The following is a 15,346-nucleotide window of genomic DNA, read 5'->3' as shown; positions in this document are numbered from 1 at the left end:
GCGCTGGTCAGGGCGGCGCTAGTGTATCGTAGCCGCCATGCATAGGGCCCTGATCACCGGCGGCACCGCAGGCATCGGGGCGGCCTTCGCCAGAGCGTTCGCCGGCCGGGGGAGCGCCCTCGTGCTGGTCGCGCGGGATCCCGATCGCCTCGAGGAGTCGGCCGCGCAGCTCCGTCGCGAGCACGGCGTCGTCGTCGAGACGATCGTCGCGGATCTCGCCGACCGCGACGCCCAGCAGCGGGTCGCCGATCGCCTCGAGTCCGACACCGACCCCGTCGACGTCCTCGTGAACAATGCCGGCTTCTCCGTGCGCGCAGGCCTGCTCGACGAGGACCTCACCCCCCATGACCTCGGCTTCGAGGTGATGATCCGCGCCGTCCTCAAGCTCGGCGGTGCGGCGGGCCGAGGGATGAGCCGTCGCGGCCGCGGCTGGATCATCAACGTCGGCTCCGTCTCCGCGCTGGTCACCCAGAACAACTACTCCGCGATCAAGGCGTGGGTGGGCAACTACTCCGAGTCCCTCGGCGTGCAGCTCGCAGGCACCGGCGTGCAGGTCACCGCCCTGATGCCGGGCTGGGTCCGCACCGAGTTCCACTCCCGCGCCGGGATCAAGGGCTCCTCGATCCCGGGCGTGCTGTGGCTGGACGCGGACCGCCTGGTCGAGGACTGCCTGCGCGACGTCGCCCGCGGCAGGCCAGTCTCGGTCCCCTCGAAGCGCTGGAAGCTGATCTCCGCCGCCCTGCGCACCACCCCGCGCGGACTCGTCGCGCGGCTCAGCGCGCTGCTCAGCCATCGCCGCAACCGGGAGAAGTGATCGCGTGACCGACGAGGACAGCGAGAAGGAGCCCGAGGAGCAGGAGAGCTCGCGACGGGCCGAGGCCGCGGCACGGTTCTCCGAGGCCTCGAGCCGCGCCGCGGACGCCACCGCGAAGGCCGCCGACGACCTCAAGGACCGCTCCCGTCGGCTGCTGGCCTCGCTCTCCGCGCGCTCGCGCGGGGAGGGATGGGAGAAGCCGACGGGCGAGCTGGCCAAGTACCGCTCCGGCTGGCGCGCCGGGATGCGCTTCGTGCTGCAGCGGGTGCTGTTCCGGGCCGTGGTGAACTCCGCCGTGAGCCCGCAGGTGCAGGTGCACCGCCGTGTGAAGAGCATCCGCGGTCCGTTCGTGCTGGTCGCCAACCACACCAGCCACGTCGACGCACCGCTGCTCGCGATGAGCCTGCCCTGGACCCAGGGACGGTTCCTGTCCACGGGCGTCGCCGCCGACTACTGGTTCGATCACTGGCACCGCCGCATCTTCGTGCGCCTGATGATGAACGCCTTCCCGATCGACCGCGGCGGCTCCCGCAAGCACGCCGGCACCTCGAAGAGGCTGCTGCGCAGCGGCGTGCCGATCCTCGTGTTCCCCGAGGGCGGCCGCCAGCAGACCGGGACCATGGCGGAGTTCAAGGCCGGCGCTGCCGCGCTCGCCCTCGGCGTCGGCGTCCCCGTCGTGCCCGCCGCGATCATCGGCGGCTACGAGGCGATGCCCAAGGGGCGCAGCTGGCCCGTGCCGGGCCGCCCGCCCGTGCGGATCGTCTTCGGTGAGCCGCTGCTGGGCGGGGTGGACGAGCCCGCGAGCGACTTCATCACGCGCATCCACGACAGCGTGAAGGACCTGTACGACGAGCACCACGACGAGGTCCTGGGCAGCGCTGTCCGGGACGAGGAGGAGGACGCATGAGCGATCGGCTGAGCGCACGCGAGGTCAAGCGGCACAAGTGGTGGGGCTGGGGCCTGGACGACGTCACCTTCCGCTACGACAACAAGCCCGCCTTCGCCCCGCTCGCGCGGAACAAGGTCGGCGTCGACCTCGAGTCGAAGCAGCCGGTCGAGCCGCAGCTGTCGGACTTCGAGGTGCCGGAGAGCCGACTGCCCGCCCCGGCGCGCGAGGCGCTGGTCGCCGTCGTCGGCGCCGACAACCTGCTGGACGACGACGAGTACCGGGTCGTCCACTCCTTCGGCCGCTCCCTGCCGGACCTGTTCCGCGTTCGCAATGGCCGCTTCGAGCGCCTGGTCGACGCGATCGTGTACCCCGCCTCCGAGGACGAGGTCGCCGCGGTGCTGCGCCTCGTGCTCGAGCACGACATGGTGCTGATCCCCTACGGCGGCGGCTCCTCCATCTCCGGCTCCGTCACCCCCGACGTCGACGAGCAGCGCCCGATCCTCACCATGAACCTCGGCCGCATGCGCGAGGTGCTCGAGATCGACGACACCGCGGGCCTCGCCCGCGTGGAGGCGGGCGCGTACGGCCCGGACCTCGAGGAGCAGCTGAACGCGCTGGGCTGGACCGTCGGCCACTTCCCCGACTCCTTCACCTACTCGACCGTCGGCGGCTGGGCCGCGACGCGCTCCTCCGGCATGCAGTCGGACAAGTACGGCGACATCGAGGACATCGTCCGCGGCCTGCGGATGGTCCATCCCGCCGGCGTCGCCGTCACCAAGCCGATCCCGGGCCGCGACTCCGGACCGAGCGTGCACGAGATGATCCTGGGCAGCGAGGGACGTCTCGGCGTGATCACCGAGGTCACGGTGCAGGTGCACCGCATCGCGCCGGTCCGTCAGGTCATCGCCTACATGTACCCCGACTGGGAGCACGGCATCCGCGGCATGCACGCGATCGCCCGCTCCACCGACGTCTCCCCGACCTTCACCCGCCTCTCCGACGGGCCGGAGACCGAGTTCAGCCTCGCCATGGTCAAGGCACCCACCTCCACCAAGGGGAGGGTCGCCGCGAAGGTGCAGGACGGGCTGTTCTCCTACCTGCGTTCCAAGGGCTGGGACACGACGAACGAGATGTCGATCTCCTACGTCTGCTTCGAGGGCTCGAAGGAATCCGTCGAGCAGCAGAAGTCGATCGTGAAGAAGATCGTGAAGAACGCCGGGGGCATCACGCTCGGCGCGGGCCCCGGCGCGATCTACGACCAGAAGAAGTTCGACACCCCGTACCTGCGCGACTTCCTGATGGACTACCAGGTCTTCGGCGACGTCTGCGACACCGGTGCGACCTGGTCGAAGATCAACGAGGTCCACGCCAAGGCGTTCGAGGCCTTCTACGCGGTGCAGGAGGAGCAGGGCCTGCCCGGCTTCATGTTCTGCCACATGTCGCACAGCTACCACGCCGGGGCGTGCCTCTACTTCACCTTCGCCTTCCCCTACTCGACCGACGAGCAGGCGCTCGAGCAGTACTACGCCGCCAAGAGCGCCGTGCAGCAGACCTTCGTGGACCTCGGCTCGACGGTCTCCCACCATCACGCGGTGGGCACCGAGCACCAGCCCTGGATCACCGAGGACATCGGCGAGGTCGGCAGCCGCATGGTGCAGGGACTCTTCGCCGACACCGACCCGGGCCGGAACCTCAACCCCGGCAAGGTCGTCCCCTCCTGAGCGGGGGAGCGACGATGCAGGCCGCGCATCCCGTCCTCGTGCTGCGGCACGGGGAATCGACCGCGAACGTCGAGGGACGGATCGTCTCCGTCCCCGGCCCGCGGGCGCTCGAGACGGTGGGGCTGACCGGTCGTGGCCGGGAGCAGGCGCGCGCCGCGGCGACGGATGCGGCCGCGCAGGGCCTCGGTCCGGGCACGGTCGTCGTCACGAGCGACTTCGCCCGCGCACGCCAGACCGCCGAGGAGTTCGCCGTCGGTCTCGGCGCAGGGGCGCCGCGGGTCGACGAGCGCTTGCGCGAACGCTGCTTCGGCGCGCACGACGAGGGCCCCGCGACCGCCTACGAGGGCATCTGGGCGCGGGACCGCGCCCGGGAGTCGCACGAGGACGGGGTCGAGCCCGTCGCCGAGGTCGCCTCGCGCGTGCTCGGGGCGCTCCGGGCGGCCGACGCGCTCGCCGCCGACGCGCCCGTGGTGCTCGTCGCCCACGGGGACGTGCTGCAGATCGCGCTCGCGCTGGCCGCGGGGCACGACCCGCACGACCACCGCGAGGTGCCGCACCTGGGCAACGCCGAGCTGCGCGCGCTCGGACCGCACCGCACTGCCGCGGCGGTCGCGCCGTGCTGAGCGCGGACCGCGGCGGCGGCGTGCGCCTGCTCGTGCGCGGGGACCTCGAGGAGACCCGGGCCCTGCTCGCCGAGTTCTTCACCGCCCGGGGCTGGCGCGTCCACGAGACCACGCCCGCGCGCCTGGACGTGGAGACCGGGAGCCTGCGCCGCACGGTGCTGCTCGGCGCCCTCGCCGGTAGCCGCTTCCACCTCCGGGCCCGGCTCGAGCTGGCCGAGGTCCCCGGCGGGACGCGCGTCCGCTACCGGTGGGGAGCGACCGTCGGACGCACCCTGGGCGGCGCCGTCGGCTGGGCGCGCGCGGGACGCCGCCATGCGGAGACCGCCGAGGTGCTCGTCGAGCGCCTGCGGGCCGACGGACTCCTGCGCGAGGCCGCGCCCGACCGCTGAGACGGCGGCGGAGGCCGGCCTCCGCCGCTGCCGCCGCTGGGGAGAGAGCAGGCTCCCTCGCCGTTGAAGGAGCCTGCGGACGACCATATTCAGTTACTCGTGAGGAATGGGTCACAGGCGGGTCACGGTTCGTTCACGGAACGTTCCCGGTCGCACACGTCCGTCCGGCGGCGGGTCGGCCGAGGAGACGGCGCCATGCGCCCCTACGATGGACCGGGTCGCCCGAGGAGGGGCGGCCCGCGAACCACCAGCGACAGGACGAGGGAAGTCATGACACTGCGCATCGCCGTCTTCGGCGAGAACCGGCACGAGAAGGTCGACCCGAAGGTCCAGGAGATCTATCCCGAGGGCATGCACGCCGTGATCGCGGAGGCCCTGCGGACCCTCCTCGCGGCCGACGGCGTCGAGGCCGAGGTGCGCATCGCCCTGCTCGACGACATCGAGGAGTCCCTCTCCGAGGAGGCTCTCGCCGAGACCGACGTGCTCACCTGGTGGGGCCACATGGCGCACGAGGACGTTCCCGACGAGATCGCCGAGCGCGTGGTGCGCCGCGTCCACGAGGGCATGGGGCTGATCCCGCTGCACTCGGCCCACTACTCCAAGCCCTTCAAGAAGCTGATGGGCACCACCTGCAACCTGCTGTGGCGCAACGAGGGCGAGGAGGAGCGGGTCTGGACCGTCAACGGCTCCCACCCGATCGCCCGCGGCGTGCCGCACCCGATCGTCGTCCCCGAGCAGGAGATGTACGGGGAGATGTTCGACATCCCCGCCCCCGACGAGCTCGTCTTCGTCTCCTCCTTCGCCGGCGGCGAGGTGTTCCGCTCCGGCGCCGTGTTCCGCCGCGGCAAGGGGAAGGTCTTCTACTTCAGCCCCGGCGACCAGGAGTACCCCGTCTACCGCCAGGCGGAGATCCAGCGCGTCCTCGCCAACGCCGTGGTCTGGGCCCGGCCCGAGGAGCGCGAGGCCGCCCCGGTGAAGATCGCCAACGCCCCGCGCGACTGGTTCCGCGGGGACGACTCGGACGGAGCTACGCGTGTCATCTGAGACCAGGACGCTCACCGACACCTCCGCCGCCCCGACGCCATCGGCCTCCCTGACCGGCTTCCCTCGCCTGTCCGCGGAGCGTCCCGCACGCGTGGTCGTCGTCGGCGCCGGCTCGATGGGCAGCTGGTGGGCCCGGGAGGTCGTCGCGAGCGGGGTCGCGGAGCTCGTCGGCGTCGCCGACCTGGTCGAGGGCGCGCCGCAGCGCGTGATCGACCAGTCCGGCGCGGAGGACCCGGCGGCGGTCGCCGTCGGCGCCGACGGGGTCGATCTCGCCCTCGAGCTCGGCGCGGACCTGATCGTGAACCCGACCGTGCCGGTCGCCCATCATCCCATCACCGTGAAGGCGCTGCACGCGGGGATCCCGGTGCTCGGCGAGAAGCCCGTCACCGAGACGCTGCCCGAGGCGATCAGCCTGCTCGCGCACGCCGAGCTCACCGGCGTGCCGTTCATGGTCTCCCAGTCCCGGCGCTTCTTCCGCCAGGTGCGCCAGCTGCGCAGCTTCGTCGCCGCCCACGGGCCGACGGTGATGACCAGCGCCTTCTTCTCCCTGTTCACAGAGATGGAGGGATTCCGCCGTACCCAGGACCACCCGCTGCTGCGGGACATGGGCATCCACGCCTTCGACACCGCGCGCTACATCCTGGACGCGGACCCGGTCGCGGTCACCGCCCGCGGGACGCGACCCGAGTGGAGCGTCTACCACCACGACGCGACCGTCAGCGCGACCTTCGAGATGTCCGACGGATCCCTGTTCGCCTACCACGGCACCTGGAACGCCCGCGGCCTGCCGACCTGGTGGAACAGCGAATGGCGGATCGGCGCCCAGCACGGCTCCGCCACCTGGGACGGCACCGGTGCCCCGGTCGTCGGCACCGAGGACGAGGAGGAGACCGCGCGCCTGCAGGCCGCGATCGACGCCGAGACCGCGCCCGAGCCCGACCAGATCGCCGCCTCGCTGGTCGAGTGCGTCTCCGCGCTGCGAGAGGGCCGCACCCCGATGTGCGAGATCCACGAGAACGTGCTCAGCTTCGCCATGGTCGAGGCGGCCGTCGCCGCCGTCGAGCGCGGGGAGCGGGTCGAGATCGACGAGCTGCTCGAGCAGGCGCGCGTCGAGGCGATCGCCGCGGAGGCCGACGAGCAGGCCCGCGAGATCATGCGCTCCTGGGGCAGCGTGCGCGAGGCGCTCGTCGCCGGCTCCTGAGCCGAGCCGCCGCGCCCCGAGGAGTCACCGGGGCGCGGCGGGCTCCAGCTGCACCAGCGCCCGCTCGAGGTGGGGGACCGCCTCGTGCAGACGCCCCCGGACCGCTGCCGTGAGCGGCTCCGCCTCCTCGACGGTGAGGCCGGGGTCCACGTCGATCGTGAGCTCGGCATCCAGTCGGTGACCGATCCAGCGGGCCCGCACCTCGTGCACGCCGAGCACCCCGGGGCCCTCCGCGGCCGTCCGGAGCAGCTGGACGGTCTCCGGCTCGACACCGTCCATCAGCCGACGGACCACCGTCCGCATCGAGCTGATCAGCACCAGGACCACCATCACGGCGATCAGCAGGCCGATCAGCGGGTCGATCCAGGGCAGTCCCGCCCAGGCGCCGAGGACGCCCACGACCACGGCGAGCGAGGTCATCGCGTCGGTGCGGGCGTGCTGGCCCTCGGCGATCAGCGCGGCCGAGCCGATGCGCCGGCCCGCCCGGATCCGGTAGCGGGCCACGAGCTCGTTGCCGGCGGCACCGATCAGCGCGGCGGCCAGCACCCAGCCCAGATGGGTGAGGTCGCGGGCCTCGGTCAGTGCGCGCACGGACTCCCAGACGATGAGCGCGGCCGACAGTGCGATCACGGCGCCGATCAGCAGGCCGACGAGGTCCTCGGCGCGCCGGAAGCCGTGGCTGAAGGTGCGGGTGGGGGAGCGGCGGCCCAGGCGGAACGCGATGATCAGCGGGATCGTGGTGGCGAGATGGCCGAGGTTGTGGAGGGTGTCCGCGAGCAGCGCGACCGAGCCGGAGAGCGCCACGATCACGATCTGCAGCAGCGCGGTGGCCCCCATCCCCGCGAGGCTCACCCAGGCGGCACGCAGGCCGATGGCGCTGGACTCCTCGGCCGTACGGATCGCCTCGCCGTGGTCGTGGCTGTGCGGGGTGAGGGCGTGGCGCAGGCGGGCGAGGAGCCCGGAGCCGTGGTCGTGGTGGCCGTGGTCGTCGTGGTCGTGGTGGCGGTCGTGGTCGTGGTGGGTGTGGGGCTGCGTGGTCACGAGAGTAAACTATCTGCGCAAGCATGCAGATAACAAGATCTGCGTAGAGTGTCCGCATGCATCCCGCGCCCGTGCACCCCGTTCCCGACGACGAGCACGCGCAGATCGCGGCGACCACCTTCCGGATGCTCGCCGATCCCACCCGCGTGAAGATCCTCTGGGCGCTGTTCCAGGCGGAGTCGAGCGTCAACGCGCTGGCCGAGGCGGTCGGCGCGACGCCCGCGGCGGTCAGCCAGCATCTGGCGAAGCTGCGCCTGGCGGGCTTCGTCCAGAGCCGCAAGGAGGGCACCTTCGCCTATTACCGCGCCTCGGACGCCCATGTGCGCAGCCTGCTGCAGGAGACCCTCTCCCACGCCGAGCACGTCACCGGGGTCGCGGGGCCCGGCCCCCATGAGCACGGGGCGGGGCGGGGCGACTAGACGTTCGCGGGGCGCCCGCCCCGGTGTGGGCGGACGATGCGCGGGGCATGCGAAAGGCCCCTCATCGCGATGTTCTCGCTGATGAGAGGCCTTTCCTTCTGCGCGCCCGGAGGGATTCGAACCCCCAACCTTCTGATCCGTAGTCAGATGCTCTATCCGTTAAGCTACGGGCGCTCGCCAGCTGCGCTGACCTCGACTACTCTAGCGGGCCCTCGCGGCCGGCGCCAATCGATGGGCCATGACCCTGCTCACAGGAGCGGGCCATGGCCCGCGGCGGTCACCAGCCCGACTGCTGAGGGGGCTGCGGGGAGCCGGGGCCCTGCGGCCCGCCGGGGTTCTGGCCGCTGTCGGGATGGGCCCACGGAGGCTGCTGCTGGCCCTGCGGGGAGCCATGGCCGCCCTGCTGAGGGGCGCCCCACTGCTGATCGCCCTGCGGGGCCGAGGGCGGCGAGCTCTGCCCCCACTGCTGACCGGACTGGGGTGCGGGCGGGGGAGAGGCCTGGCCCCACTGCTGGCCGCCCTGGCCGCTCTGCACGCCCTGACCGCCCTGAGGTGCGGGCGGCGGCGAGCTCTGGCCCCACTGCGCGCTCGGCGGAGCGGCCGGGGACGCCCCGGACGCGGCGCCGACGGACGCACCGGCGCCGTAGCCGCCGGGCACGCCCGAGGAGGCGCCGGCCTTGTTCTTCCGCGAGCGGACCACGAGGAAGACCGCCACGGCGGCCGCGAGCAGGAGGAGGAAGCCGATCACGACGACGGCGATGATCACGATGACCCAGGGGAAGCTGTTCGCCTCGGCGCGGATGTCGATCCCGTTCGCGATCTCGGCCGCATCCGTGAAGACGACGGTGCTGCCGTCGATCTGGCCGCCGGAGGACTCGATGATCTCGCCGGGGAAGATGAAGGTCATCGAGAACTCGAAGCCGTAGTCCGCCAGGGTCGGGTCGGCGAGGTCGCCCAGCCCGGCCTGCGCCGGGTCGAGGGTGAAGTGGTACTCGCCGTCCTCCTCGACGAGGTCCAGCCCGTTGCCGAACTCCTCGTTGTCGACCACGCCGGTGATCTTGCAGCCGTACATGCCGTCGGCCTCGTACGGCTCGACGGTCGGGGCGATCTCGCCGGCCACGCCCGACTCCTCGGCCTCCATCTCGGCGCACATCTCCTCGGCGGAGGAGTACTCGGACCCGATGAGGGAGGTGTCCAGGCCGATGTCCATCGTCACGTCGATGGTCTCGGCGTCCTTGATGTCGAAGGTCGCGTCGAACTTGCCGCAGCCCGCGAGGACCATCATGAAGGGAACGAGGAGGAGCGCGAGGAGTCTGCGCCGTCTGGAGATGCTGGTCATGGGTCCCCCGTCGGATCGCGCACCGAGGTGCGTGGCGCCACCGGGTGTGACGCGCTTCCCGGTCAGCGTACCTGCGCAGGAGGGAGCGCGCGGTGGGGAGAACTCCCCATCGCGCGCGGTCCGGTCGCACGGCTCCGATCGATCGGAGCGGGGCGACCGGCTACTTCCAGAACAACCGGCTACTTCCAGAACATCAGCATGCCGCCGCCGACCATCAGCACGCCGAAGCCGACGGCGAGGTTCCAGTCGCCGATCGGCAGGGGCAGCTGCCCGGCGGTGATGTAGTAGGTCACCAGGTAGGCGAGGCCCAGGATCAGGAAGACCACGGCGGCGGGGGCGAGCCACTGCGGGTTCTGCCCTGCGGCCGCGACGCGGCGTCCGGTGGTGCGGGAGGTCTCGGCCGCGGCGGCCCGGCGCACCGACGTGGCGCGCGTGGAGTCCTTCGCCTTCTCGGGCACCTCGCCGCCGGCGGTCCTGCCGGTCTCGCCCTTGCTCTTCTTCTTCCCGGACGCGCCCTTCGTCGCGCCGCGACCGACGGGGTCCTTGCCGGCGGCGCCCCTGCGGCGCACGGGGTCCTTCGCGGAGCCCCCGGCGGGCTTCGAGTCCTCGGCCTCCGCGGTCGGGTCCTCGGCGTCCGCCATCGTGTCCTCGAGGTCCGTCGCGGCGCCCTCGGCCTCCGCGGTCGGGTCCTCGGCGTCCGGCGTCACGTGTTGCGGGTCCGTGCTCGCGGCCTTCGCGCTCGACGTCGCCCGGACGGACGACTTCTTCCTGCTCCTGGCCATGGAACGATGCTCCCTCGACGCGGCCGTCGCGCGACCGTGCCGCGCGGATCCGCGGGTGCGGACCGTGGCCTAGGGTAATGGGCGTCCGGGACGCGCGCGAAGCGAGGAGTGACGATGGAAGCACAGGACGCCCCGTCCGGGCGCCGTCGCGGCCGTGCCCGGGGGCGCGTCGGCGTGGCCCTGGTGATGGTGCTGTGCGGCGTGCTCTTCGCGACCACCTCCCGCCTCGCCGCCGGCGGCTCGATCCGCGACGAGAGCAGCGACGTCGCCGGCGTCCTCGCCGATCGCGGCCGCACCATCGAGGAGCTCACCGAGGACAACGCCGACAAGCGCGCCGAGATCGAGGAGCTGCGCGGCCAGGGCGCGGGCGCGGCGACCGCAGAGCGCACCTCCGAGGTCGAGGACGCCGTCGGCCTCAGCGAGGTCTCCGGGCCCGGACTGCGGATCACCCTGACCGATGCGCCCTCGAGCGCGCTCGGCGCGATTCCGGGCACCGAGCCCGACGACCTCGTCGTCCACCAGCAGGACCTCGAGTCCTTCATCAACGCCCTGTGGGCCGGCGGCGCGGAGGCGATGATGCTGCAGGATCAGCGCGTGGTCAACGGCAGCGCCTTCCGCTGCGCCGGCAACACCCTGCTGCTCGAGGGCCGTGTCTACTCCCCGCCCTTCGTGATCACCGTGATCGGCCCCGTCGAGGAGATGACCGAGGCGCTCGACTCCTCCCAGAACGTGCAGCTCTACCGCGAATGGGTCGACCACGTCGGCCTCGGCGAGAAGGTCGAGACGCTCCAGGACACCACCCTGCCCGCCTATGTCGGCCCTCTCGCCGTCGACGCCGCGGTGAGCCGGTGAGCACGGGCCGCACGGACCCGGGACGACGGGTCGCACGATCGCACCGCGGCCGGCCCCGCGGGCCGGGCGTGCTCGGGGTCCTCGGCGAGCTGCTGCTGACCGCCGGGGTGCTGCTGGGCCTGTTCCTGGTGTGGCAGCTGTGGTGGACAGACGTGATGGCCGACCGCGAGCAGGCCGGGATCCTCGACGGGCTCGAGCAGGAATGGGGCGCCGTGGACGAGGAGCGGATCGCCCCGCGGCAGGACGGTCCGCCGCCCGTCCCCGCGACGCCCGAGGACACCATGGTCTTCGGCACGATGCACGTGCCCGCCTTCGACCGCGACCGCTTCCCGCTCGCCGAGGGCGTGAGCCTCGAGCAGGTCCTGAACGTCAAGGGAGCCGGCCACTACCCGCAGACCGCGCTGCCCGGCCAGGTCGGGAACTTCTCCGTCGCCGGGCACCGCAACACCTACGGCCGCGTCCTCGAGGACATCGCCGGCCTCGAGAAGGGCGATCCGATCGTGGTGGAGACCGACGAGGCGTTCTACGTCTACGAGGTCACCGAGTCGCTCGTGGTGATGCCGGAGGACGCCTGGGTGATCGCCCCGACGCCCGATGAGAGCGGGGCGGAGCCCACCGAACGGATTCTCACCCTGACCGCCTGCCATCCGATGTACTCCGCGCGGGAGCGCTACATCGTCCACGCGGAGTTCTCGTACTGGACGGACCGGGCCGACGGGATCCCCGAGGCTCTCGCGACCGCCCCCGACGCCGCCGAGGAGGGCTGATGTACGCCTGGCTGTTCCGACTCCTGCCCGGACCGCTCTGGGTGCGGATCCTGCTGACCGTGCTGGTGCTCGCCGCGATCATCGTGGCCCTGTTCGGGTGGGTGTTCCCCGCGATCGCGCCCTTCATGCCCTTCAACGACGGACTCGTGGGGGCGGTGGCCGCCACGGGCTGACCGGAGGAGCCGGCCGACGGGCTCAGCCCGCGGTCATCAGGGGCTTCAGCCCCTCCGAGCGCTCGAGGGCGTCACGGCCGTCGCACAGCTCGAGGAAGCGCGCGAGCATCAGGTGCCCGTTCTCGGTGAGCACCGACTCGGGATGGAACTGCACCCCGTGCAGGGGCAGCTCCCGATGGGCCAGGCCCATCACCATCCCGTCGGCGGTGCGGGCGGTGACCTCGAGCTCGGCCGGGACCGTCCCCGGCACCACGGTGAGGGAGTGGTAGCGGGTCGCGGTCATGGGGGAGGGGGCGCCGGCGAAGACGCTCCTGCCCTCGTGCGTGAGCTCGCTGGTGCGGCCGTGCATCAGCTGCGGGGCGTGGTCCACGCGCGCCCCGAAGTGCTGGCCCAGCGCCTGGTGCCCGAGGCACACCCCGAGCATCGGCACCCGCTGCTCGGCGCAGCGGCCGATCACGTCCAGGGAGCGACCGGCGGTGGACGGGTTGCCGGGGCCGGGGGAGATCAGCACCCCGTCGAACCCGGTGAGGTCGACGGCGCCCGTGTCGTCGGCGGGCACCTCGTCGTTGCGGACCACCGTCGTCTCGGCCCCCATCTGCTGGAGGTAGCCGACGATCGTGTAGACGAAGCTGTCGTAGTTGTCGATCACGAGGATCCGTGCCGCGGACTGCTCAGCCATCGCCGTTCCCGTTCCCGTTCCCGTTCCCGTTCCCGTTCCCGGCGCCCGCGCCGCGTCCGTTGTTCCCGCCGCCCTGCGCGGCGTCCTCGCCCTCGTCCTCCGGCGGGTCCGTGGTCGGAGAGGGGCTGTCGCTCGGCTCCTCGGTCGGGCTCGGCTCCTCGGTCGGGGTGGGGGTCGGCGTCGGCGTGGGCGTCGGCGTCGGGGTGGGCGTCGGCTCCGGGCCCTTGGAGACCACGATCGTGATCGTGGTACCGCGGTCGACCTGCTCGTTCGCCGCGGGCTCGGTGCGGATGACCTGTCCCTCGGGCACCGAGTCCGAGAACTCCGAGGTCGGGGTGGTACCCGTGAAGCCGGCGTCGGACAGGGTCTTCTGCGCGTTCTCGAGGGTCTGCCCGGCGACGTTCGGGACCGCCACGGGACCCGGTGCGGCCGCGATCACGAGGTCGACGGTGGAGCCGTAGCGGGCGGGGCTGCCGCCGGCCGAGGGCGTCTGCGAGAGCACGGTGCCGGGGTCCTCGCCCGCCTCCTCGCGCTCCGCGGGGTCCGGGACCTCGAAACCGCGGGCCTCGAGGGTCTCCTTGGCCTTGTCGAACTGGACGCCCTCGACGTTCGGGACCTCGACGTTGCCCGAGGCGAAGCGCACCTCGACCTCGGTGCCCCGGTCCACGGACTGCCCGCCCTGGGGAGACGTGCTCGCCACCGTCCCCGCCTCCTGCGGGACGTCCTCCGCCTCGCCCTCGGTCATGGTGAGTCCGACGGCCTCGAGGGCCGCCCGGGCGTCCTCGCGGCTCTTGCCCTGCAGGTCCTCGGGCACCGTCACCGCGTCGGGGCCGCCGGAGACCGTGACAGTGATGGGGCTGCCCACCTCGACCTCCTGGCCGGCGGGCGGGTCCGTCTCCATGACCTCGCCCTTGTCGACGTCCTGGGAGGGGGTCGGCTCGAAGGTCGGGTCGAGCCCGGCCTCGGTGAGCGCGCTGCGCGCCTGGTCCTCCGTCTGCCCCACCACGTTCGGGACCGCGACCGTCTCCGGCCCCCGGTCCCACGGCCGGAAGTAGGCCAGCGCCGCGGCGATCAGGCCCAGGGCCACGAGGGTCACCAGGACGATCAGCCACCACGGCCGCTTGCGCTTCTCCTCCGGCTCCACCTCGTCCCCCGAGCGCAGGGCGAGGGGCCCGGTCGCGGGGGAGGGCGCGGAGCCGGTGCGCCAGTCCTGGGGCCGCATCGCGGCGGCGCCCGCCGCGCCCGCGCCCAGGGCGCCGGCCGTCGCCGGCAGCGCCTCGGTCGCGTCGTCGAGCGGGCTGAGCACGGTCGTGGCCTCGGGGTCGTCGGCCCCCGGCAGGGCGCCGGCGACCAGCGCCGGGGCGCGCCCGGCGACGACCGCCGCGATGTCCCGGGAGAAGGCGACGGCGCTGTGATAGCGCTGCTCGCGGTCCTTGGCCAGGCCCGTGAGGATCACCGCGTCCATCGCGGGGGTGACGGCCGGGTTGAAGGCCGAGGGCGGCTGCGGATCCTCGCGCACGTGCTGGTAGGCGATCGAGACCGGGGTGTCGCCGGTGAACGGCGGGCGCCCGGTCAGCATCTCGAACATGACGCAGGCGGCGGAGTAGATGTCCGAGCGCGCATCGACCAGCTGGCCGCGCGCCTGCTCGGGGGAGAGGTACTGGGCGGTGCCCATCACGGCCTGGGTCGCGGTCATGGCGCTGGTCGCGTCGGCGACCGCGCGGGCGATCCCGAAGTCCATCACCTTCACGGCGCCCGCGGAGTTGATCATGATGTTGCCGGGCTTGATGTCGCGGTGCACGATCCCGGCGCGGTGGGAGTACTCCAGCGCGCTGAGCAGCGCGGCCATGATCTCCCCGGCCTGGATGACGTCCATCGGGTGCTCGGGGTCGATGTACTCGCGCAGGGTGCGTCCCTCGACGTACTCCATCACGAAGTACGGGATCGTCACCTCGGAGCCGGTGATCGTGGTCTGCTGCTCCTCGCCGGTGTCGTACACGGCGACGATCGAGGGGTGGTTCAGGGACGCGGCGCTGTGCGCCTCACGCCGGAAGCGCTCCTGGAAGTTCGCGTCCCGGGCCAGGTCGGAGCGCAGCACCTTCACCGCGACCGTGCGGTGCAGGCGCGTGTCCTCCGCGAGGAACACCTCCGCCATGCCCCCGGTCCCGAGGATCCTTCCCAGGTGGTACCGACCACCCAGGATCACCGTCTCTCCGCTCACTCCACACCCGTCCTCGTGCCGTGGCCGACACCGATCGATCCGACCATCGTAGTAGCTGACGCCGCCTCGCCCGACGTCGTGCCCAGGCCCGCCGGCGCCGAGGCGTCGATCGCGCCGAGGGGCAGCAGTCCCAGGCCGCCCGCGACGGCGACCGCGATCGCGACGACCACCAGGATCACCAGCACCAGGCCCGGCACCGACATCCCGCCGACCCGCCGCCCCGTGCTCGTCCCGCGCACCGTGCGCGAGGACGCCGCGGTGTCCACGTCGTCGAAGGCGCCGCCCGAGAAGGCGCGCTCGGCGCCGTCGGCGGCGCCCGCCGCCGAGGCCGCATGCAGCGGGGAGGGGGCGCCGTCGCCGCGCGGGGCCGGGGCGGGCGAGGCCGCGGAGCG

General features: G+C 72.7%; 16 protein-coding genes, 1 tRNA gene and 1 pseudogene. 11 read left to right on the top strand and 7 right to left on the bottom strand.

Annotation, left to right across the window (positions count from 1 at the left end):
- Positions 1-37: 37 nt before the first annotated feature.
- The 7 genes from Y09_RS06235 (at position 38) to Y09_RS06205 (ending at position 6,681) form a co-directional block, all read left to right on the top strand.
- Positions 38-814: an SDR family oxidoreductase gene (locus Y09_RS06235; RefSeq protein WP_053916954.1), complete on the top strand. Its 777-nt coding sequence runs from the start codon at positions 38-40 to the stop codon at positions 812-814.
- Positions 815-818: 4 nt separating this feature from the next.
- A complete protein-coding gene (locus Y09_RS06230) occupies positions 819-1,721 on the top strand; it encodes a lysophospholipid acyltransferase family protein (RefSeq protein WP_053916952.1) in 903 nt (300 codons plus the stop codon).
- Positions 1,718-3,424 (top strand): FAD-binding oxidoreductase, encoded by a 1,707-nt coding sequence (locus Y09_RS06225; protein WP_053916949.1) that lies wholly within the window; start codon positions 1,718-1,720, stop codon positions 3,422-3,424. Before Y09_RS06230 ends, Y09_RS06225 begins: the two co-directional genes overlap by 4 nt.
- A 14-nt stretch (positions 3,425-3,438) precedes the next feature.
- Positions 3,439-4,047, top strand: coding sequence for a histidine phosphatase family protein (locus Y09_RS06220; RefSeq protein ID WP_053916947.1), 609 nt, complete (start codon positions 3,439-3,441; stop codon positions 4,045-4,047).
- Positions 4,041-4,436 carry a hypothetical protein gene (locus Y09_RS06215; RefSeq protein ID WP_053916945.1) on the top strand — a complete coding sequence of 132 codons (396 nt, stop codon included), beginning with the start codon at positions 4,041-4,043 and terminating at the stop codon, positions 4,434-4,436. The genes Y09_RS06220 and Y09_RS06215 overlap by 7 nt, the downstream gene beginning before the upstream one ends.
- Before the next feature lie 270 nt (positions 4,437-4,706).
- The gene (locus Y09_RS06210; protein WP_053916943.1) at positions 4,707-5,480 is read left to right on the top strand and encodes a ThuA domain-containing protein; all 774 of its coding nucleotides are present in this window, start codon (positions 4,707-4,709) and stop codon (positions 5,478-5,480) included.
- A complete protein-coding gene (locus Y09_RS06205; RefSeq protein ID WP_053916941.1) occupies positions 5,470-6,681 on the top strand; it encodes a Gfo/Idh/MocA family protein in 1,212 nt (403 codons plus the stop codon). Before Y09_RS06210 ends, Y09_RS06205 begins: the two co-directional genes overlap by 11 nt.
- Positions 6,682-6,705: 24 nt before the next feature.
- Here Y09_RS06205 and Y09_RS06200 read toward each other — a convergent pair whose 3' ends face one another.
- A complete protein-coding gene (locus tag Y09_RS06200) occupies positions 6,706-7,722 on the bottom strand; it encodes a cation diffusion facilitator family transporter (RefSeq protein WP_053916939.1) in 1,017 nt (338 codons plus the stop codon).
- A gap of 56 nt (positions 7,723-7,778) precedes the next feature.
- Between Y09_RS06200 and Y09_RS06195 the strand changes: the two genes are divergently transcribed.
- Positions 7,779-8,141 carry a metalloregulator ArsR/SmtB family transcription factor gene (locus tag Y09_RS06195; protein WP_010549441.1) on the top strand — a complete coding sequence of 121 codons (363 nt, stop codon included), beginning with the start codon at positions 7,779-7,781 and terminating at the stop codon, positions 8,139-8,141.
- A gap of 101 nt (positions 8,142-8,242) precedes the next feature.
- Here Y09_RS06195 and Y09_RS06190 read toward each other — a convergent pair.
- The 3 genes from Y09_RS06190 to Y09_RS06180 all read right to left on the bottom strand — a co-directional run bounded on the left by Y09_RS06190 (position 8,243) and on the right by Y09_RS06180 (position 10,262).
- Positions 8,243-8,315, bottom strand: a tRNA-Arg gene (locus Y09_RS06190).
- Positions 8,316-8,418: 103 nt separating this feature from the next.
- On the bottom strand, positions 8,419-9,480 hold the full coding sequence (locus tag Y09_RS06185) for a hypothetical protein (RefSeq protein WP_053916937.1): 1,062 nt from the start codon (positions 9,478-9,480) through the stop codon (positions 8,419-8,421).
- Between the two features lie 179 nt (positions 9,481-9,659).
- Positions 9,660-10,262 (bottom strand): cell division protein CrgA, encoded by a 603-nt coding sequence (locus Y09_RS06180; RefSeq protein ID WP_234695653.1) that lies wholly within the window; start codon positions 10,260-10,262, stop codon positions 9,660-9,662.
- 114 nt (positions 10,263-10,376) lie between these two features.
- Here Y09_RS06180 and Y09_RS06175 point away from each other — a divergent pair, with 114 nt between their 5' ends.
- The 3 genes from Y09_RS06175 to Y09_RS17645 all read left to right on the top strand — a co-directional run bounded on the left by Y09_RS06175 (position 10,377) and on the right by Y09_RS17645 (position 12,054).
- The gene (locus Y09_RS06175) at positions 10,377-11,114 is read left to right on the top strand and encodes a DUF881 domain-containing protein (RefSeq protein ID WP_053916933.1); all 738 of its coding nucleotides are present in this window, start codon (positions 10,377-10,379) and stop codon (positions 11,112-11,114) included.
- Positions 11,115-11,182: 68 nt separating this feature from the next.
- Complete coding sequence (locus tag Y09_RS06170) at positions 11,183-11,881, top strand: class E sortase (protein WP_053916930.1); 699 nt, start codon at positions 11,183-11,185, stop codon at positions 11,879-11,881.
- A complete protein-coding gene (locus tag Y09_RS17645) occupies positions 11,881-12,054 on the top strand; it encodes a hypothetical protein (protein ID WP_126987050.1) in 174 nt (57 codons plus the stop codon). The genes Y09_RS06170 and Y09_RS17645 overlap by 1 nt, the downstream gene beginning before the upstream one ends.
- Positions 12,055-12,076: 22 nt before the next feature.
- Here Y09_RS17645 and Y09_RS06165 read toward each other — a convergent pair whose 3' ends face one another.
- The 3 genes and pseudogenes from Y09_RS06165 to Y09_RS06155 form a co-directional block, all read right to left on the bottom strand.
- The gene (locus Y09_RS06165) at positions 12,077-12,733 is read right to left on the bottom strand and encodes an aminodeoxychorismate/anthranilate synthase component II (RefSeq protein WP_053916928.1); all 657 of its coding nucleotides are present in this window, start codon (positions 12,731-12,733) and stop codon (positions 12,077-12,079) included.
- Complete coding sequence (gene pknB / locus Y09_RS06160) at positions 12,726-14,954, bottom strand: Stk1 family PASTA domain-containing Ser/Thr kinase (protein ID WP_082358661.1); 2,229 nt, start codon at positions 14,952-14,954, stop codon at positions 12,726-12,728. Before pknB ends, Y09_RS06165 begins: the two co-directional genes overlap by 8 nt.
- Positions 14,951-15,346 (bottom strand): annotated as a pseudogene (locus Y09_RS06155) (serine/threonine protein kinase); the annotation flags it as partial. The gene pknB and the pseudogene Y09_RS06155, both read right to left, overlap by 4 nt.

The sequence above is a fragment of the Brachybacterium sp. SW0106-09 genome, from assembly GCF_001293905.1.
GTDB lineage: Bacteria > Actinomycetota > Actinomycetes > Actinomycetales > Dermabacteraceae > Brachybacterium > Brachybacterium conglomeratum.
This window is presented reverse-complemented; position numbering and strand designations above follow the sequence as displayed.